Here is a 17,969-nt window from a genome sequence, read left to right as displayed (position 1 = left end):
GTAAATTATGCCACTGGCGCTATTTGCCTTAACTATCGGTGCCTTCGCGATTGGCACCACTGAATTTGTGATTGTCGGCCTGGTCCCGACTATCGCGCAACAACTCTCTATCTCTCTGCCTTCGGCGGGACTGCTGGTCTCTATCTACGCGCTGGGCGTGGCGATTGGCGCTCCGGTGCTGACGGCGTTAACGGGGCGTATGCCGCGTAAACAGCTGCTGCTGGCGTTGATGGTCCTGTTTACGGCGGGTAATGTGCTGGCCTGGCAGGCCCCGGGCTATGAAACGCTGATCCTGGCGCGATTGCTGACCGGTCTGGCACACGGCGTGTTCTTCTCTATTGGCTCGACAATCGCCACCAGCCTGGTGGCAAAAGAGAAAGCCGCCTCAGCTATCGCTATTATGTTCGGCGGCCTGACGGTCGCGCTGGTCACCGGGGTGCCGTTCGGGACTTTCATCGGTCAGCATTTTGGCTGGCGGGAAACGTTCCTCGCGGTATCGATTCTGGGCGTGATTGCGCTTATCAGCAGTCTGCTTCTGGTACCGAATAATATTCCGGGCCGCGCCAGCGCCAGCCTGCGCGATCAGATGAAAGTCTTAACTCATCCTCGCCTGCTGATGATCTACGCCATTACTGCGCTGGGCTATGGCGGCGTATTTACCGCCTTTACTTTTCTTGCTCCGATGATGCAGGAGCTGGCCGGTTTCAGTCCGTCTGCGGTTAGCTGGATCCTGTTGGGCTACGGTGTCTCGGTCGCTATTGGCAATGTGTGGGGAGGCAAACTGGCCGATAAGCATGGCGCCGTCTCCGCGCTGAAGTTTATCTTCGCCGCGCTGGTTGTGCTGCTGCTGGTCTTCCAGTTGACCGCCAGCATCCACTATGCTGCGCTGGCAACGGTGCTGGTAATGGGTATTTTCGCCTTCGGCAACGTGCCAGGTCTGCAGGTATACGTGGTGCAAAAAGCCGAACAGTATACGCCTGGCGCCGTCGACGTCGCTTCCGGCCTGAATATTGCCGCCTTCAATATTGGTATTGCGCTGGGGTCCATCGTCGGCGGGCAGACGGTTGAACGGTATGGTCTGGCGCAGACGCCGTGGATTGGTGCGGTGATTGTGCTGGTCGCCCTGCTGTTGGTGGTGCTGAGCGGTCGTTTAGATAAATCGCCGCGCCGTTCGGCAGCGGTTTCTCTCGAAGGCTAAGGGTTTATCGCAAATTGCATTGAAAGTGGATGGGAAAATCCCTATAACAGAAGAACCAGTCGTTGTTGGGCTGGTTTCTGTTATTGAGGATTGATGCCCAAATTGCGAAAGAATACCTATGCCATGCGCTACGTCGCCGGACAACCTGCGGAGAGGATATTGCCTCCGGGGGCGTTTGCGGGCGTGAGTCCGGTTTATCCTGCCGGCACGCCGTTAAGCAGCGATGAAAAGATCCGCGTGCTGGTATGGAATATCTTCAAGCAGCAGCGTGCAGAGTGGCAGTCGGTCCTCAAAAATTTCGGCAAAGATGCGCATTTGGTCCTGTTGCAGGAGGCGCAAACCACCCCAGAACTGGTCAGGTTCGCGACTTCAAACTATCTGGCCGCCGATCAGGTGCCGGCGCTGGTATTGCCGCAGCATCCTTCCGGCGTGATGACGCTGGCCTCCGCTCACCCCATCTATTGCTGTCCGCTGCGCGAGCGCGAGCCTATTTTGCGATTGCCGAAATCGGCCTTAGTGACCGTTTATCCGCTGCCCGATGCGCGGCTGCTGATGGTGGTCAACATCCATGCGGTCAACTTTAGCCTTGGCGTCGATGTCTACAGCAAGCAGTTGCTGCCGATCGGCGATCAGATTGCCCATCACAGCGGGCCGGTGATTATGGCCGGGGACTTCAATGCCTGGAGCCGGCCGCGAATGAACGCGCTGTACCGCTTTGCGCGTGAGATGTCGTTACGCGAAGTTCGTTTCTCTGACGATCAGCGCCGCCGTGCGTTTGGTCGTCCGCTCGATTTTGTGTTCTATCGTGGGTTAAGCGTGCACGATGCTTCCGTGCTGGTGACCCGCGCCTCCGATCACAACCCGCTACTAGTCGAATTCAGTCCCGGCAAGCCTGATTAATTTAAGGTATGTCAGGCCTGCCATCGGGCAGGTCTGCGTTCAGCACGATGCTGCCCTAAATTACTCACACAACCGAAGGACAACACAATGACAACACGCTCTCACCATGACAACGTCGAAAAGCAGTTCGGCTCCCAGGCCAGCGCCTATTTGACCAGCGCCGTGCACGCCTCCGGGCGCGATCTGCAGCGGCTGGCGGAACGGCTTGCCGATTTCCCTCAGGCGAAAGTGCTGGATATGGGCTGCGGGGCAGGGCACGCCAGCTTTACCGCGGCGGGACAGGTTGCGGAGGTGACCGCCTATGATTTATCAAGCCAGATGCTGGAAGTGGTTACCGCGGCGGCAAAAGAGAAAGGCTTTAGCAATATCGTGACCCAGCAGGGGTACGCTGAAACGCTGCCGTTCGCTGATGCCAGCTTTGATGTGGTGATTAGCCGCTACTCCGCGCACCACTGGCATGATGTCGGCCAGGCGCTGCGTGAGGTGAAACGTGTTCTCAAGCCGGGCGGGGTGATGATCATAATGGACGTGATGTCACCGGGTCATCCGGTACGTGATGTCTGGTTGCAGACCGTGGAAGCGCTGCGCGATACCTCGCACGTGCGTAATTATTCCAGCGGCGAGTGGTTGGCGCTGGCCAATGACGCAGGCCTGGTGATTAATCATTTATCGACCGATCGCCTGCCGCTGGAGTTCAGCTCATGGGTGGCGCGGATGCGCACCCCAGAGGCGCTGGTAGAAGCGATTCGCTTATATCAGCAGAGCGCTTCGGCGGAGGTCAAAGCCTACTTCGAATTACAGCAGGACGGGTCGTTTACCAGCGATACCATCCTGTTCGAAGCGCATAAAGCGGTTTAATACGGGCAACAAAAAAGGCACCGGGGAAGTCGGTGCCTTTTTATCGAATCCTGACGTATCAGGACTCTGGTCGATCGCTGTTTTTCACAAATAGCGTTAGCTGATCGCCAGGCCGCAGATTGTCGGTATCGCTGTTCCAGCGCATCACGTCGCGAATATTAACACCGTGACGCTTGGCGATGCTCGACAGCGAATCACCTTTGCGAACACGATAGGTGATGCTATCGCTGTTGTTCGCCAGGCGCTGTGCGCTGCTACCTGCGCCGACAACCAGACTCTGCCCGACTTTTAACCCTGAACCGCGCAGATTGTTCCACTGCTGCAAATCCCGGGTCGTGACGCCGAGACGCGAAGCAATCCCGGAAATCGTGTCGCCAGAGCGTACCTTATAGCTACGGCTGGTCAGCGGCGTATTGTCCGCGAGCTGCGTTGGCTGCACGGCAGCAATGTCGCCAGAGGCCAGCGATTCACGCAGCTGAGCGGCGTGCTTCTGTGGCACCATGACGTACTTTGGCCCGCTAGCGCCCAGCGTTGACCCCTTTACGCCAGCGTTGAAGGTTTTCAGTTTGCTGACCGGCATTCCTGCCATGTCCGCGAGCTGAGAAATATCAACCGGGTTGTCGAGGCGAACGCGCGCCAGCGCACGGCTTTCATCGGCCGTGGGCAGCTTTACGCCGTAACGCTTGCTGTTTTTGAGAATGTCGCTCAATGCCAGCATTTTCGGTACGTAGATTTTCGTTTCATGCGGCAGAGACAGCGACCAGAAATCGGTGGGTTTACCACGCGAACGGTTCGCTTTTACTGCTTTCATGACCCGACCTTCGCCGCTGTTATAGGCTGCGACCGTTAATAACCAGTCGCCGTCGAACATTTTGTTCAGACGTTGCATCATGTCCAGCGCCGCGGTAGTAGATGCGACGACGTCACGACGCGCATCGTAACTGCGGGTCTGTTTTAAACCATAATTGCGCCCTGTGCTCGGAATGATCTGCCAAATGCCTGCGGCATTGGCGCCAGACGTCGCGTGTGGGTCAAAAGCGCTCTCCACTATGGGTAGTAATACCAGTTCCATTGGCATGTTACGTTTCTTAACCTGCCCGGCTATCCAGTACATATACGGCTCTGCCCGTAAAGTTACATCGTGGAGATAGCTCTTATTTCTTAAGTACTTCTGTTTCTGTTCGCGAATCCGGGGATTATCCGGTATTCCCATCTTTAGCTCGTCGCCTATGGAAGTCCACAGATCCTGGTCTTGCGCGTAGAAGGTTCCATCATCTAACCAGCGCGCTTGACTTGTGAACTTACCTGCTTCCCCTTGACCAGCCGCAGAAAGGCTCTGTGCTCGCTGTTCGACGGTGCCATCGTGCTTAGACGCCTGGCACCCCACCAGCAGGACAGAGGCGAGTAATATCGCTCGTGCCTTCATGTGTGTGTCAATAGTTGCTTAAAAGACGACCAAGGATAACGGCGAAGTTGGCCGATGACAAGAATTAAATATCAGAAGTCGTCTTTCTTTGACCTTAACCATGCAAATCGCGCCACAGAGTGTTGCAAATTTGTTTCTTTGTTAATTTTATCAATTAAATCAATATCATTTACGCGTAAAAATAAATTTATACGACGCTCATTTTTCAGAGTTACGGGTAGTGTTTTTTGTTTTTTTGCACGTAACTCATTAACTTTATGATAGTAATCGTTTATGTCCCTATCATCTGGCAGGATACTCAATGCAAACTTCATATTCGCTAACGTATATTCATGTGCGCAACATATGAGGGTTTCTTCAGGAAGGGCGTTAATTTTCATAAATGATTGATACATCTGCTCTGCAGTACCTTCGAAGAGCCTTCCGCAGCCGCCGGAGAACATTGTGTCGCCACAGAACAGATAAGGTTCGCTGTAGTAACAGATATGTCCTAATGTGTGACCTGGCGTAGAGAAAATGGAAAAATCGTGCCCGAGAATTGACAGCCGATCGCCATCGCCTACCACCTGAGTGACTCCCTTATCCTGGGTTTCCGCCGGCCCGTAAACCACTATAGAAGGGAATTTTTCACGTAATTGTTTTACGCCACCGACGTGATCCTGATGGTGATGGGTTAGTAAAATGGCTTCGGGCTGCCATTGGTTTTCCTCAATGGCCGCCAGAACCGGCGCGGCTTCGCCTGGGTCAACGATGATGCAGCGGCCGTTATTCTCACTGAGAACCCAGATGTAGTTGTCCTGAAACGCGGGAATACTGATAAGATTCATAAATTACCTCTAAAGCGTAGCGGAAGGTGGCAATGAAGCCGGCAAGGATACCTCACACAGTGACAGCGCCTGAGCATTGGTCCAGTATGCCGTGGGGCGAATACTATCGCGAAACGCTGGAGCAGCAGATGAAACCGTGGCTGGCTAAATTATATGGCTTTCATCTGCTTAAGATTGGCAATCTGAGCGCGGAAATCAATACTGAAGCTTGCGCCATCTCGCACCAGGTCAATGTCTCGCTGGCAGGAAATCCGATGCAGGTTCGGGCCGATCCGCTGCATTTACCCTTTGCCGAAAAGTCCGTCGACGCCTGCCTGCTGGCGCACACCCTGCCGTGGTGTAGCGATCCGCATCGTCTGCTGCGGGAAGCCGATCGTGTACTGATCGATGATGGCTGGATGATCCTGACCGGGTTTAATCCGGTCAGCCTGATGGGGTTGCGTAAGCTGGTGCCGCTCCTGCGCAACGGTACGCCTTATAATAGCCGTATGTTTACGCTGATGCGCCAGCTGGACTGGCTGTCGCTACTCAACTTTGAAGTGCTGCACTATGGGCGTTATCAGGTTTTACCCTGGTCGCGCCACGGCGGCAAACTGCTGAGCACCCATCTGCCAGCGCTGGGCTGTTTGCAATTGATTATCGCCCGCAAACGGACCATTCCGCTGACGCTCAATCCGATGAAATCCGGTAAAGCGAAAACCCAGCTGCGGCCGGCAGTCGGCGCCACCCGGCAGTGGCGCAAGGGGCAGAATTAGCTCTCCGGCTGGTAGCCGATGTCGTCCTGAGTGGGATGGGAGGCCGCCGCGCGGGCCAGCTCGTCGCAGCGTTCGTTTTCTGGATGGCCGGCGTGGCCCTTCACCCACTCCCATTTGATCTTATGCTGGCCAAGCGCAGCATCCAGCCGCTGCCAGAGGTCGACATTCTTTACCGGTTTTTTCTCTGCCGTTTTCCAGCCGCGCTTTTTCCAGTTGTGGATCCACTGGGTGATCCCCTGGCGGACATACTGGCTGTCGGTGCTGAGCACCACCTCACAATGCTCTTTTAACGCCTCGAGAGCGACGATTGCCGCCATCAGTTCCATGCGGTTATTGGTGGTCAGACGGTAGCCGGCGCTAAAGGTTTTTTCGTGCTGGCGGTAGCGCATGATGGCGCCGTAACCGCCGGGTCCTGGATTTCCCAGGCAAGAGCCGTCGGTGAAAATTTCTACCTGTTTGAGCATCTCTGGTAGACTTCCTGTAATTGAAATCGATTTGTAAACGATAAGTCTGACATAAATGACCGCTATGAGCACTGCAATTACGCGCCAGATTGTTCTCGATACCGAAACCACCGGTATGAACCAGATCGGGGCGCACTACGAAGGACACAAGATCATTGAGATTGGCGCGGTGGAGGTGATCAACCGCCGCCTGACCGGTAACAATTTCCATGTCTATCTGAAGCCCGATCGGCTGGTGGATCCTGAAGCATTCGGCGTGCACGGGATCGCCGATGAGTTCCTGCTGGACAAACCCACCTTTGCCGATGTGGCTGATGAGTTTATGGATTACATCCGCGGCGCGGAGCTGGTGATCCATAACGCCTCGTTCGATATCGGCTTTATGGACTATGAGTTCGGGAAGCTGAACCGCGGCATCGGGAAAACCGAGACCTTTTGTAAAATCACCGACAGCCTGGCGCTGGCGCGGAAAATGTTCCCCGGCAAGCGCAACAGCCTGGATGCGTTATGTTCGCGCTACGAAATAGATAACAGCAAGCGTACGCTGCACGGGGCATTACTCGATGCCCAGATCCTTGCCGATGTCTATTTGATGATGACCGGCGGCCAGACTTCGATGGCGTTCTCTATGGAAGGCGAAAGCCAGCAGCAGGCGGGAGAGATGGGCATTCAGCGCGTCGTCCGCGCCGCCAGCCAGTTACGGGTAGTTTATGCCTCTGATGAAGAACTGGTGAACCATGAATCCCGCCTCGATCTGGTACAAAAGAAAGGCGGAAGCTGCCTGTGGCGTGCCTGATAACCACTAAAATGGATTAAAAGTAGGCGGTTGGGCGATTTTTGCAGCAAACGATTCAAAACGGTAGAAAAAGCGTTGACGGGGTAGAGGGGAATCCGTAATATTCGCCTCGTTCCCAACGGAACAACAACGCGGAGCGGTAGTTCAGTCGGTTAGAATACCTGCCTGTCACGCAGGGGGTCGCGGGTTCGAGTCCCGTCCGTTCCGCCACTATTCAGAAAGCCTGAATCAGCAATGATTCAGGCTTTCGTCGTTTTCGTCGCCGAATTTCAGCGCGCCTCTTGTTCCTCCTGCATACACTGCATGAATACCCGCATCGCCGGACTGATTGCTTTCCCGGCGTGATGGGCGCAGAGCGCATGGATCGTCAGCGGCGTCTCGCTGAACGGCAGCTCGACCAGCGTCCCGCGTTTGAGTTCCTCCTCTACCGCAAAGCGCGGCAGGAAGCTCACCCCAAGATTGCCCGCCACGCACTGTTTGATGCTTTCAATACTCCACAGTTCGATGGTGTTCTCCATGGTAATGCCGCGCTGGCGCAGGGTACTTTCAAAAATCTGCCGGAACACGCACTGGGGTTCGTTGATGATAAAGCTCAATGGGATATGCTGCCGCGGGCGCAGGAAGTCGACCGGCGCCTGATCGACTGACGCGACCAGCGCCAGCGGCTGCGGGCCAAGTTCCATCATGGTGAGCGCATCATCGTTGCCAACCCGGTAAAACACCCCCAGGTCGACTTCGTCAGCGAGCAGCGCATCACGGATGCTGTAGCAATTGAGTGACTGCAGTGACAGGCGGACCTTCGGGGCGCGTTGCTTAAAACGCTGCAGCACCGGCGGCATTTTGTACGCCAGCAGGGTTTCACCAGTGGCGACGCGAAGTTCGCCGCCGGGTTCATCGTCCTGGCGCGCCGCCTGGCGAATCGACGCCATTACTTTGGTCAAGTCGTAGACATGCGGCAGGACATTCTTACCCGCGGCGGTGAGACACATCCGCCGGCCAATTTTCTCAAACAGCGGGATGGCAAGCTCCTGCTCAAGCTGCTGGATATGAAAGGTTACGGTGGACTGGGTGCAGCACAGTTTCTGCGAGGCGCGCAGAAAGGATCCTTCTTCGACAACCGTTTTGAAGGTGATAAAGCGTCGCAGATCCATATTTCCTCTTTATATCGACATTCTCGAATTCAGAATGAAAAAACATTCATTTTTTTAAATTATCAGCTTCGGGTACTGTCTGCCAGTCAAGAGGAGAAAACACGTGACACCTACCCTGATTAGCGCCTTTTTAACTTACACCCTGATCACCGCCCTGACGCCCGGGCCGAATAATATTCTGGCGCTGAGCAGCGTCACCGCGCACGGCTTTCGACGGAGCATGCGGGTTCTGGCCGGCATGAGCCTGGGGTTTGTGATCATCATGCTGATTTGTGCCGGGCTGACGTTCACTCTCGTTACCCTGGATGAGGGGATAACCTCCCTGCTACGCTGGGTCGGCGCAGGGTATATCCTGTGGCTGGCCTGGCACATTGCCCGCAGCGACCCGGCCAGCGGTGGGCAGGAGGAGCGGCCTGTCAGCTTCTGGGCCAGCCTGGGGCTGCAGTTTGTGAATGTAAAAATTATCCTGTACGGCATCACGGCCCTGTCGACCTTTGTTCTGCCAGTGACTCGCGAGCCATTCTGGCTGGTGATGATAAGCCTGTTGCTATCAGTAATAGGCGTTGCCGGCAATCTTTGCTGGGCGCTGGCCGGTCATCTGTTTCAGCCGGTGTTCGAACGCCATGGAAGAGGGTTAAATCTGCTGCTGGCGCTGCTGCTGGTCTGGTGCGCGGTACGAATGTTTATGGAATGAATTAAGGGAGCGTAACGCTCCCTTGAGGTTATTTATCCTGCGGCAGGGCGGGTTGCCCTTCATTTACCCAGGTCATGAAGATCCGATAACCGATGGCCAGCAGGGTGGCGCCGAGAAACATACCGAGAATGCCGTTAGAGGCCATTCCGCCGAGGGCGCCCAGCAGCACTACCGGCATTGGTGCGTCGACTCCGCGCCCCAGCAGCAGAGGTTTGAGGACGTTATCGGCCATGCCGGCGACGATCAGCAGGATGGTGTAGAAGATATCCATGCCGGTACTGTGGGTGCCGAGACTCCACATTAGCGCAATGGCCGGGGCCGTCACCAGGATCACCGGCACCTGGGCAATGCCGAGGAGCAGGGCCAGAATAAAGAAGATCCCGACGGCGGGAATGCTGGCCATCAGCATGATCACGCCGACCAGCAGCGCCTGGATCAATGCCACCCCGATGACGCCCTGGGCGACCGCGCGGATGGTGCTGGTGCACAGGCGGGTGAGGGTCACGCCTTTATTTTCATCGGTAATACGGATGGCAATACGCTGGGCGCTGATGGCGCCCGCTGCGCCCCAGGCCATCATAATTCCCGAGACGATAAACGAAATAATAAAGCCAATCAGCCCGCCGCCCATGCTGGCCAAAATACTGAGAAACTGTTTGGCAATGTCGCCGATTTGCGAGCGGTAATTACTGAGCAGTCCCGGGAGATCGACGGAAGCTCTCATCCACAGGGCGCTAAGCCGTTCGCCAATGATCGGTAACGCGGCAATGCGCGAGGAGGGCGGGGGAATGGTAAAGCTCTGGCTGCCCATCTTGTCTATCATGGCGCTGGCGCTTTCCGCCAGCGAGGTGATCATCAGCACCGTGGGGATGACGATCAGTAAAATACCTAACAACACCAGCACCACTGACGCCAGTCCCTGTTTGCCCGCTAACAATCCGGCAAAATATTGATGTAAGGGATAGAGCGCCACGGCGAGGATCAGCGCCCAGAGCATCATATTGATAAAGGGAGAAAAGACGGTAAAACAGAATGAGGCCAGCGCCAGAATAAGCCCAAACCGAATAAACATATCGAGAAAGCGGGTGACCAGCCGTTTTTCAATCAACAGCAGATTATTATTATCCATTTTCTTTTACGCTCACATAATATTCTTACGCCAACGCTCAGCGTTGTTTAACAAAACACGCCAGCAACAGAAAATTCATGATTTACAACGCAGAAGTGAGTTGAAGGTGATCTCCGCCCATTTGGTTGTGGGGGCTTTTAATGAGTGTAGAACAGAAATGAATGGCGCCCGGCAAATATTCTGCGGTGCGCTGGCGGGCGAAATCCCGCTTTCTTTACCTGCTGAATGAGGAAGAAAGCGGAGGGAGATTAACCGAGGGTAAAAGGATCGGCATCGCGCCAGGCGGGAAATTTTTCGCGATATTCCTGGAGGGCAGCCAGCGACAATTCGGCATCAAGACGGGTGGCCTGATGCGGATCGGCAGTGGCGACAATCTCCCCCTGGGGACTGATAATCCGGCTATCGCCGCGGTAATGATGGCCGTTGCCGTCAGTACCGACCCGGTTACAGCCGGCGACATAGGCCTGGTTCTCGATAGCGCGGGCGACCAGCAGCGACTGCCAGTGCAGGGAGCGCGGCGCCGGCCAGTTGGCAACATACAGCGCCAAATCATAGTCGTTCAGATTACGCGACCATACCGGAAAGCGCAGGTCGTAACAGACCAGCGGCAGGATACGCCATCCGCGCCATTCAAAGACCACGCGTCGGTCACCAGCCTCATAATGATGGTGTTCATCTGCCATACGGAACAGGTGCCGTTTATCATAATGGTGCACCGTACCGTCGGGCTCGACCAGCAGGAAGCGGTTAACAGCGCCGTGTTCGGTTTGCAGCGCTGCGCTGCCGGCAATCAGCGCCTGGGTTTGCGCGGCCCGGGCATGCATCCACTCCACCACATCGGCTTCGGGTAAAGACTGTTTTGCCGCTTCCATGGCAAAGCCGGTGGTGAACATCTCCGGTAAAACAATGACATCGCGCCCAATAATCCCTTCCAGTTGGCGATCAAAATGGCGCAGGTTGGCAGGGCCGTCCATCCAGACCAGCGGTTGTTGCAACAGCGTAATTTTCAGGCCAGGCACAATGGTCAACTCCATTCTCATGAGGGGGTTAGGTTAACTGTAACACCATATCAGCCTCGCGGCGGTCAGCGGAATATTTTGTTAAAAAAATGCTACTGACAGAAGCCACGGAGGAGGGGGGACGAAAAAAAGGCGGGGAAAATTCCCCGCCCGGCGTGTGATGTGGTGATTGTTTTATTATGCGGCTTCAACTTTGCGAACTTTTTCCGGCAGCTTTACCGGCTTTGTCGCCAGCTCCTCTGGCGCAAAGTCGTCGACGTTGATGCTGCGCAGGCGACTGTGCTCTGCGCGGGTCAGAATAGCGGCTTCTTCCTGATTTATTAATCCTTTGGCCAGCGCGTTGTGTGCCAGCTCATCCAGACGGGTGAACGGCAGGTTTTTACCCAACTCTTTGCAGATCCGCTGGTGGATAGGATCGGCCGCCATCACTTCCAGCAGCGCCTCTTCCAGCAGACCAACCGGGTTATGCTCGCTCGGCGTCAGGTACTGACCGCGACCGATGCGGGAGCGAGTGGCGCTGGGCACCTGCAGAATTTTAGCGACTTTATGGTCCAGCTTATCCGACGGCGCATGATGATGACGCCCGGTCGGGAAGATGGCCACACGCATCGCACCTGCCACCAGACGGTTGGGGAAGTTTTTCAGCAGATCGTCGATGGCCTGTTCAGCCTGGTGCAGCGCATCCTGCACTCCCCAGTGAACCAGCGGCAGATCGGCTTCATTGCGTCCTTCATCGTCATAGCGTTTCAGCACCGCGGAGGCCAGATACAGCTGGCTTAACACATCCCCCAGACGCGCGGAGATACGTTCGCGACGCTTGAGGCTGCCGCCCAGTACCGCCATCGACACGTCTGACAGCAGCGCGAGGTTGGCACTCAGACGGTTCATTTGCTGATAGTAGCGACGGGTGGCGTCACGGGTCGGCGCGCTGCTGGTGCGTCCGCCGGTCAGGCCCAGCCAGAAACTCCGGACTTTGTTACTGCCGACATGGCCGATGTGTTTGAACAGCAGCTTATCGTAGGCGTTCAGGTCGTTATTCTGCGCGGCGGCCATCTCTTCCAGCACGTAAGGGTGGCAGCGAATAGCCCCCTGACCGAAGATCATCATGCTGCGGGTCAGGATGTTTGCGCCTTCAACGGTGATGGCGATCGGCGCGCCCTGGTAAGCCCGGGCGAGGAAGTTACCTTCGCCCAGCATAATGCCTTTCCCGCCGGTAATATCCATCGCGTCGATAATGGAGCGCTGGCCGCGGTGGGTACAGTGATATTTCACAATCGCGGACAGCACTGCCGGTTTCTCGCCGAGCATAATGCCGTAGGTGATCAGCGACGCCGCGGCGTCCATCACATAGGCGTTACCCGCGATGCGCGCCAGCGCCTCTTCAATCCCTTCCATTTTGCCGATCGAGATTTTGAACTGACGGCGAATGTGGGCGTAGGCGCCGGTCGCCATGGCGACGGATTTCAGGCCGCCGGTGGCGTTGGAAGGCAGGGTAATGCCGCGGCCCACGGACAGACATTCAACCAGCATGCGCCAGCCCTGACCGGCCATGCTCGGGCCGCCGATGATGTAATCGATCGGCACGAAGATATCCTTGCCGCGGGTTGGGCCGTTCTGGAACGGGACGTTCAGCGGGAAGTGGCGACGGCCAATTTCCACGCCCGGCGTTGAGGTGGGGATCAGCGCGCAGGTGATGCCCAGCTCTTCCTCGCCGCCCAGCAAACGGTCCGGGTCAGAGAGTTTGAAGGCCAGCCCCAGCACGGTGGCGATTGGCGCCAGCGTGATATAGCGTTTGTTCCAGGTCAGGCGCATCCCCAGCACCTGTTGACCCTGCCAGTCGCCCATGCACACCACGCCGGTATCCGGAATAGCGCCGGCGTCAGAGCCCGCTTCCGGACTGGTCAGTGCGAAGCAGGGGATTTCCAGGCCGCGCGCCAGACGCGGCAGATAATGATTCTTCTGTTCTTCGGTACCGTAATGCTGCAGCAGTTCGCCCGGGCCCAGCGAGTTTGGGACGCCGACGGTGATCGCCAGGATGCCGGAGACGCCAGAAAGTTTCTGTAGCACTCGTGCCTGAGCGTAAGCGGAGAACTCAAGCCCGCCATACTCTTTCTTGATAATCATCGCGAAGAAGCGGTGCTCTTTCAGATAGGCCCACAGCTCGGGCGGCAGATCGGCCATTTCGTGGGTGATGGCGAAGTCGTTAGCCATCCGGCAGGCCTCTTCCACCGGGCCGTCGAGGAAAGCTTGCTCTTCGGCGGTCAGGCGCGGCTGCGGATAGTTATGCAGCTTGTGCCAGTCCGGGTTGCCGCGGAACAGATCGCCTTCCCACCAGGTGGTGCCGGCGTCGATGGCTTCTTTTTCCGTACGCGACATCGGCGGCATCACCTTGCGGAAAGCGCGAAATGCCGGTGCGGAAATCATCGATTTACGCATGGGGGCAAAGTTGAACGGCAACAGAATAATGGCCAGCGGCAGCAGCAGCCAGATATTCCACACTCCGGCCGCGCCGAGCGCCGCGGTCCAGGCGAGCAAAATCACACTGCTGAGCAGCAGGCTGACCCGGTGATAGAAGAGCGCACCGAGTAAAACGACGGTTGCAACAATACTCAAAATCATCATAGAGAAATGCTCCCTGAGCTTGTAGGAGGTCTGACCACTTGTGATGTATTGGTTGTAGTGCATGCGTTTTTATTTAGCAATGTGTTTACAAAATAATTACAACCTCGCTCACATTGTTGTATGCAAAAGCGGCACATAAAATCAAAAGGACGGGGGATAACGCTGCCTGCTGCTTCTCGCTTCGGCGGCTATCCGGTACACTGCCAGGGTTATTCCACTCATACTGAAGGATTATCCTCATGTACCAGGATCTTATTCGTAACGAACTGAACGAAGCCGCGGAAACGCTGGCTAACTTTCTGCAGGACGAAGCCAATATCCATGCTATCCAGCGTGCCGCTGTTCTGTTGGCGGATAGCTTTAAGGCGGGTGGGAAAGTGCTGTCCTGTGGTAACGGCGGTTCCCATTGCGATGCGATGCATTTTGCGGAAGAGCTGACCGGTCGTTATCGCGAAAACCGCCCGGGTTACCCGGCCATCGCGATCTCCGACGTCAGCCATCTCTCCTGCGTGAGCAATGATTTTGGCTATGAGTATGTGTTCTCCCGCTATGTTGAATCCGTCGGCCGTGCGGGCGATGTGCTGCTCGGCATCTCCACGTCAGGTAACTCCGGCAACGTGATCAAGGCCATTGAAGCCGCGCGGGCGCAGGGGATGAAAGTGATCACCCTGACCGGTAAAGACGGCGGCAAAATGGCGGGTTCCGCCGATGTTGAAATACGCGTGCCGCACTTTGGCTATGCCGACCGCATCCAGGAGATCCACATCAAAGTGATCCATATCCTGATTATGCTGATCGAAAAAGAGATGGTGAAAGGCTAACAGGCAGGCGAGTGTGTACTGTTGACGGCGGCCTCGCTTTGGCGCCGTCGTGATTTGTGAGGGTGAGGTGATCTATGTGCGAACTGCTCGGGATGAGCGCCAATGTGCCAACAGATATCTGTTTTAGCTTTACCGGGCTGGTGCAGCGCGGGGGCGGGACGGGGCCGCATAAAGACGGCTGGGGCATTACCTTCTATGAAGGCAAAGGCTGTCGCACATTCAAAGATCCGCAGCCGAGCTTTCAGTCGCCGATCGCGAAACTGGTCCAGGATTACCCGATTAAGTCCTGTTCCGTCGTCGCCCATATCCGTCAGGCCAATCGCGGGATGGTGGCCCTGGAGAACACCCATCCCTTCACCCGCGAACTGTGGGGGCGCAACTGGACCTATGCGCACAACGGGCAGCTCAAAGGCTATAAATCGCTGAAAACCGGTAATTTCCATCCGGTAGGTGAAACCGACAGTGAAAAAGCGTTTTGCTGGCTGCTGCACCGTTTAACCGAGCGCTATCCGCGCACGCCGGGCAATATGCTGGGCGTTTTCAAGTATATCGCCACCCTGGCGGGTGAACTGCGTGAGAAAGGGGTGTTCAACATGCTGCTGTCGGACGGGCGCTACGTGATGGCGTTCTGCTCGACCAATCTGCACTGGATCACCCGGCGGGCGCCGTTTGGCGTGGCAAAACTGCTGGACCAGGATGTGGAGATCGACTTTCAACGCGAGACCACACCCAACGATGTGGTCACGGTTATCGCCACGCAGCCGCTGACGGCCAATGAAACCTGGCACAAGATCATGCCAGGCGAGTGGGCGTTATTTTGTCTCGGGGAGCGTGTAGTTTGAGGCCAGCTGCGGCTGAACAACCTCGTGGCTGAGCGGCTTGCTTACCACATAGCGGCCGTCGGTCACTGACACAATCGGCGGTTTGTGGGTCTGCTGGAAATAGTCATAGCCAGGCTTAAGCTGTTTCCAGAAATCCGCATAGTAGGAGTATTTGTGGCGTTCCATATTGGCGTTGGTCATGCGGAACGGATAGATACTCACCTGCACGCTTGGCTGGCCGAAGACTAAGGCGCCGGTCACAAACTGGAAGATCTCATCGATCCCGCTGTCGGTCATGGCGTAGCAGCCGACTGAGACGCAGTCGCCATGGATCATCAGGTATTTCCCTTCATAACCATGGGCGCGATCGTAGGCGTTCGGGAAGCCGATGTTAATGGCTTTATAGAAGCGGCTGTCGGGTTTGAGCTGGCTGCGGGTGACGCTATAGAACCCTTCCGGACTCTTGAAATCACCCTGACGCTGTTTCGGACCCAGGCCACCGGAATAGTTGCAGATCCGATAGCTGTCGAGGAGCTGGTAGGTTTCACCCATTTTGACGTAAAGGTCGAGCATGCGCTCTTCTTTAAAGATCTCAATGTAAACCGGTGAACCCATTAATTGCTGCTTGTATTCTTTGCTAACCGGCGTCGTCGGGCTATTGCTGCTGAGCAGCCCGGCAAATGACACGCACGGCAACAGAAGCATCGCAATAAATAATGCGATTTTGCGCATACTGCTTGTTCCTTGATAAAACAAAATAGCCACATTGCCAGGACGGCAAGAGAGACCCGAAATCAGAGTTTTCTGGATTTAGAGCGCTCACATTAGCATCACGGCATTTTTTCGCAAGGGCGACGTGGCGGCGTTTACAATTCAGCCTCACTTTATAACCCGCTTACGGCGAAAACACAGTCAGAACTTTGCGCAATAGCTCGCATTTTAGAAGCACTTATTGCCCCTCGTGCTACAGCCGCCGCTCACGAAATGTTACACTTGCGCCGGTTCATCACCAGAGTAAGAAAGGAGGCTTCTCTTCCGTCATGAGCGCCACTGGCGCCGTTTCGCCCTTTCTTCTCTGCCATTCTGTCAATAAGCTGGCCCCGGCCTGCGTCGGGGTTGAGGTTACGGATACCTGCTAACGATATGATTAAAATCACGAAAGGGCTGGATTTGCCCATAGCTGGCATGCCATTACAGCAGATCTCTCCTGCGCCAGCGGTGAAGCGCGTCGCGCTACTCGGCGAAGAGTACGTCGGGATGCGTCCCGCTATGGCGGTCAAAGAGGGCGATCGGGTCAAAAAAGGTCAGATCCTGTTCGAAGATAAAAAGACCCCCGGCGTCTACTTTACCGCCCCGGCGAGCGGGGTTGTCAGCGCCATCCACCGCGGTGAACGGCGCGTTTTACAGTCAGTGGTGATTGATATCGAGGGCAATGACGCGGTGGCCTTTACCCGTTACGCCGCGGACGCACTGGCTGAGCTGCCGCGCGACACCGTACAGCAGCAGCTGCTGGCCTCGGGCCTGTGGACCGCGCTACGCACCCGGCCATTCAGTAAAACGCCGCGCCCGGGCAGCGTGCCCGCCGCTATTTTTGTCAACGCCATGGATACCAATCCGCTGGCGGCGGAGCCGCAGCCGATTATTCTGGCCGAGCGTGCCGCCTTCGATGCCGGTCTTACCGTGCTCACGCGTCTGACCGACGGGAAAGTGCACGTCTGCCAGCCCAGCGGCGGCAAGCTGGGCGGCCATCCTGCCGGCCAGGTCTGTTTTAATCAGTTCTCCGGGCCGCACCCGGCGGGGCTGCCGGGAACCCATATTCACTTTCTGGAGCCGGTGAGCCTGAATAAACAGGTCTGGCACCTCAATTATCAGGATGCGATCGCTATCGGTCAGCTTTTCCTTGAAGGTGAGCTGAACTGCGAACGGGTAATTGCGCTCGGCGGCCCGCAGGTGAAGTCGCCGCGGCTGGTCAAAACGACGCTGGGCGCCAGCCTGGACGATCTGCTGGCGGGCGAGCTGGAGGAGGGGGAAAACCGCGTCATTTCCGGCTCGGTACTTAGCGGTACCCGCGCCCACGGCCCCCACGCTTTCCTCGGGCGTTTCCATCTGCAGGTGAGCGTGGTTCGCGAAGGTCGGGAAAAAGAGCTGTTTGGCTGGGTGATGCCGGGCAAAGAGAAGTTCTCGATTACCCGCACTACGCTAGGCCACTTCTTCAAGCGCAAGCGCTTTCATTTCTCCACGGATACTAACGGCGGCGAGCGGGCGATGGTGCCGATCGGCAACTATGAGCGGGTGATGCCGCTGGATATTCTGCCAACCATATTGCTGCGCGATCTGCTGGCCGGCGATAGCGATAGCGCCCAGGCGCTGGGCTGTCTGGAGCTGGATGAAGAAGATCTGGCGCTCTGCACCTACGTTTGTCCGGGCAAATATGAATACGGTCCGGCGCTGCGCAGCGTGTTAACCCAGATTGAGCAGGAAGGATAAG

General features: G+C 56.3%; 17 protein-coding genes and 1 tRNA gene. 10 read left to right on the top strand and 8 right to left on the bottom strand.

Going from position 1 to position 17,969, the window contains the following annotated elements:
- The first annotated feature begins 7 nt into the window (after nucleotides 1-7).
- From R0140_RS22120 to R0140_RS22110, 3 genes are all read left to right on the top strand, one after another.
- Nucleotides 8-1,198 (top strand): MFS transporter, encoded by a 1,191-nt coding sequence (locus tag R0140_RS22120; RefSeq protein WP_012968895.1) that lies wholly within the window; start codon nucleotides 8-10, stop codon nucleotides 1,196-1,198.
- 102 nt (nucleotides 1,199-1,300) lie between these two features.
- Nucleotides 1,301-2,098, top strand: coding sequence for an endonuclease/exonuclease/phosphatase family protein (locus R0140_RS22115; protein WP_002889629.1), 798 nt, complete (start codon nucleotides 1,301-1,303; stop codon nucleotides 2,096-2,098).
- Nucleotides 2,099-2,185: 87 nt separating this feature from the next.
- A complete protein-coding gene (locus tag R0140_RS22110; RefSeq protein WP_008805251.1) occupies nucleotides 2,186-2,956 on the top strand; it encodes a class I SAM-dependent methyltransferase in 771 nt (256 codons plus the stop codon).
- Nucleotides 2,957-3,014: 58 nt separating this feature from the next.
- Here the strand turns inward: R0140_RS22110 and mltD are convergent, their stop codons facing one another.
- Both mltD and gloB read right to left on the bottom strand, forming a co-directional pair.
- On the bottom strand, nucleotides 3,015-4,382 hold the full coding sequence (gene mltD / locus R0140_RS22105; protein WP_012542801.1) for a murein transglycosylase D: 1,368 nt from the start codon (nucleotides 4,380-4,382) through the stop codon (nucleotides 3,015-3,017).
- 71 nt (nucleotides 4,383-4,453) lie between these two features.
- Nucleotides 4,454-5,209 (bottom strand): hydroxyacylglutathione hydrolase, encoded by a 756-nt coding sequence (gene gloB, locus R0140_RS22100; RefSeq protein WP_004145833.1) that lies wholly within the window; start codon nucleotides 5,207-5,209, stop codon nucleotides 4,454-4,456.
- A 32-nt stretch (nucleotides 5,210-5,241) separates the two neighbouring features.
- On the opposite strand from gloB, the gene R0140_RS22095 reads away from it, so the two are divergent.
- Entirely contained in the window at nucleotides 5,242-5,964 is a 723-nt protein-coding gene (locus tag R0140_RS22095; RefSeq protein ID WP_023322094.1) for a class I SAM-dependent methyltransferase, read from the top strand.
- Here the strand turns inward: R0140_RS22095 and rnhA are convergent.
- Nucleotides 5,961-6,428, bottom strand: a complete 468-nt coding sequence (gene rnhA, locus R0140_RS22090; RefSeq protein ID WP_004204620.1) for a ribonuclease HI — start codon at nucleotides 6,426-6,428, stop codon at nucleotides 5,961-5,963. The genes R0140_RS22095 and rnhA overlap by 4 nt on opposite strands.
- Nucleotides 6,429-6,492: 64 nt before the next feature.
- Here rnhA and dnaQ point away from each other — a divergent pair, with 64 nt between their 5' ends.
- Both dnaQ and R0140_RS22080 read left to right on the top strand, forming a co-directional pair.
- Nucleotides 6,493-7,224: a DNA polymerase III subunit epsilon gene (dnaQ, locus tag R0140_RS22085; RefSeq protein ID WP_004204621.1), complete on the top strand. Its 732-nt coding sequence runs from the start codon at nucleotides 6,493-6,495 to the stop codon at nucleotides 7,222-7,224.
- 133 nt (nucleotides 7,225-7,357) lie between these two features.
- Nucleotides 7,358-7,434: transfer RNA gene (locus R0140_RS22080), tRNA-Asp, on the top strand.
- Between the two features lie 59 nt (nucleotides 7,435-7,493).
- On the opposite strand, the gene R0140_RS22075 is transcribed toward R0140_RS22080, so the two are convergent.
- Nucleotides 7,494-8,375 carry a LysR family transcriptional regulator gene (locus R0140_RS22075; protein WP_012968890.1) on the bottom strand — a complete coding sequence of 294 codons (882 nt, stop codon included), beginning with the start codon at nucleotides 8,373-8,375 and terminating at the stop codon, nucleotides 7,494-7,496.
- 103 nt (nucleotides 8,376-8,478) lie between these two features.
- Here R0140_RS22075 and eamB point away from each other — a divergent pair, with 103 nt between their 5' ends.
- Nucleotides 8,479-9,069, top strand: coding sequence for a cysteine/O-acetylserine transporter (gene eamB / locus R0140_RS22070; RefSeq protein ID WP_004204623.1), 591 nt, complete (start codon nucleotides 8,479-8,481; stop codon nucleotides 9,067-9,069).
- Between the two features lie 28 nt (nucleotides 9,070-9,097).
- On the opposite strand, the gene R0140_RS22065 is transcribed toward eamB, so the two are convergent.
- The 3 genes from R0140_RS22065 to fadE form a co-directional block, all read right to left on the bottom strand.
- Complete coding sequence (locus R0140_RS22065) at nucleotides 9,098-10,198, bottom strand: AI-2E family transporter (RefSeq protein ID WP_032734849.1); 1,101 nt, start codon at nucleotides 10,196-10,198, stop codon at nucleotides 9,098-9,100.
- Nucleotides 10,199-10,446: 248 nt separating this feature from the next.
- Nucleotides 10,447-11,217 (bottom strand): amidohydrolase, encoded by a 771-nt coding sequence (locus tag R0140_RS22060; RefSeq protein WP_016160335.1) that lies wholly within the window; start codon nucleotides 11,215-11,217, stop codon nucleotides 10,447-10,449.
- Nucleotides 11,218-11,394: 177 nt separating this feature from the next.
- Nucleotides 11,395-13,839: an acyl-CoA dehydrogenase FadE gene (fadE, locus tag R0140_RS22055; RefSeq protein WP_008805260.1), complete on the bottom strand. Its 2,445-nt coding sequence runs from the start codon at nucleotides 13,837-13,839 to the stop codon at nucleotides 11,395-11,397.
- Between the two features lie 239 nt (nucleotides 13,840-14,078).
- Here fadE and lpcA point away from each other — a divergent pair, with 239 nt between their 5' ends.
- Both lpcA and R0140_RS22045 read left to right on the top strand, forming a co-directional pair.
- On the top strand, nucleotides 14,079-14,660 hold the full coding sequence (lpcA, locus tag R0140_RS22050; protein ID WP_008805261.1) for a D-sedoheptulose 7-phosphate isomerase: 582 nt from the start codon (nucleotides 14,079-14,081) through the stop codon (nucleotides 14,658-14,660).
- Between the two features lie 74 nt (nucleotides 14,661-14,734).
- Entirely contained in the window at nucleotides 14,735-15,502 is a 768-nt protein-coding gene (locus R0140_RS22045; RefSeq protein ID WP_008805262.1) for a class II glutamine amidotransferase, read from the top strand.
- On the opposite strand, the gene dpaA is transcribed toward R0140_RS22045, so the two are convergent.
- Nucleotides 15,473-16,213 carry a peptidoglycan meso-diaminopimelic acid protein amidase gene (gene dpaA, locus R0140_RS22040; RefSeq protein WP_008805263.1) on the bottom strand — a complete coding sequence of 247 codons (741 nt, stop codon included), beginning with the start codon at nucleotides 16,211-16,213 and terminating at the stop codon, nucleotides 15,473-15,475. The two genes, R0140_RS22045 and dpaA, sit on opposite strands and share 30 nt — an antisense overlap.
- A 411-nt stretch (nucleotides 16,214-16,624) precedes the next feature.
- Here dpaA and R0140_RS22035 point away from each other — a divergent pair, with 411 nt between their 5' ends.
- On the top strand, nucleotides 16,625-17,968 hold the full coding sequence (locus R0140_RS22035) for a Na(+)-translocating NADH-quinone reductase subunit A (RefSeq protein WP_012968886.1): 1,344 nt from the start codon (nucleotides 16,625-16,627) through the stop codon (nucleotides 17,966-17,968).
- The last annotated feature ends 1 nt before the right edge of the window (nucleotide 17,969 follow it).

The sequence above is a fragment of the Klebsiella sp. w6 genome, assembly GCF_033100215.1.
Lineage (GTDB): Bacteria > Pseudomonadota > Gammaproteobacteria > Enterobacterales > Enterobacteriaceae > Klebsiella > Klebsiella variicola.
Note: the sequence above shows the minus strand (reverse complement) of the source record. Positions and strands in the feature narration are given on the sequence as shown.

Bases quoted from the DNA above. Each gene is read 5' to 3' on its own strand.
- R0140_RS22120 (WP_012968895.1), top strand. From the start codon at position 8: ATGCCACTGGCGCTATTTGCCTTAACTATCGGTGCCTTCGCGATTGGC.
- R0140_RS22110 (WP_008805251.1), top strand. From the start codon at position 2,186: ATGACAACACGCTCTCACCATGACAACGTCGAAAAGCAGTTCGGCTCC.
- mltD (WP_012542801.1), bottom strand. From the start codon at position 4,382: ATGAAGGCACGAGCGATATTACTCGCCTCTGTCCTGCTGGTGGGGTGC.
- gloB (WP_004145833.1), bottom strand. From the start codon at position 5,209: ATGAATCTTATCAGTATTCCCGCGTTTCAGGACAACTACATCTGGGTT.
- R0140_RS22095 (WP_023322094.1), top strand. From the start codon at position 5,242: ATGAAGCCGGCAAGGATACCTCACACAGTGACAGCGCCTGAGCATTGG.
- rnhA (WP_004204620.1), bottom strand. From the start codon at position 6,428: ATGCTCAAACAGGTAGAAATTTTCACCGACGGCTCTTGCCTGGGAAAT.
- dnaQ (WP_004204621.1), top strand. From the start codon at position 6,493: ATGAGCACTGCAATTACGCGCCAGATTGTTCTCGATACCGAAACCACC.
- R0140_RS22075 (WP_012968890.1), bottom strand. From the start codon at position 8,375: ATGGATCTGCGACGCTTTATCACCTTCAAAACGGTTGTCGAAGAAGGA.
- R0140_RS22065 (WP_032734849.1), bottom strand. From the start codon at position 10,198: ATGGATAATAATAATCTGCTGTTGATTGAAAAACGGCTGGTCACCCGC.
- fadE (WP_008805260.1), bottom strand. From the start codon at position 13,839: ATGATGATTTTGAGTATTGTTGCAACCGTCGTTTTACTCGGTGCGCTC.
- lpcA (WP_008805261.1), top strand. From the start codon at position 14,079: ATGTACCAGGATCTTATTCGTAACGAACTGAACGAAGCCGCGGAAACG.
- R0140_RS22045 (WP_008805262.1), top strand. From the start codon at position 14,735: ATGTGCGAACTGCTCGGGATGAGCGCCAATGTGCCAACAGATATCTGT.
- dpaA (WP_008805263.1), bottom strand. From the start codon at position 16,213: ATGCGCAAAATCGCATTATTTATTGCGATGCTTCTGTTGCCGTGCGTG.
- R0140_RS22035 (WP_012968886.1), top strand. From the start codon at position 16,625: ATGATTAAAATCACGAAAGGGCTGGATTTGCCCATAGCTGGCATGCCA.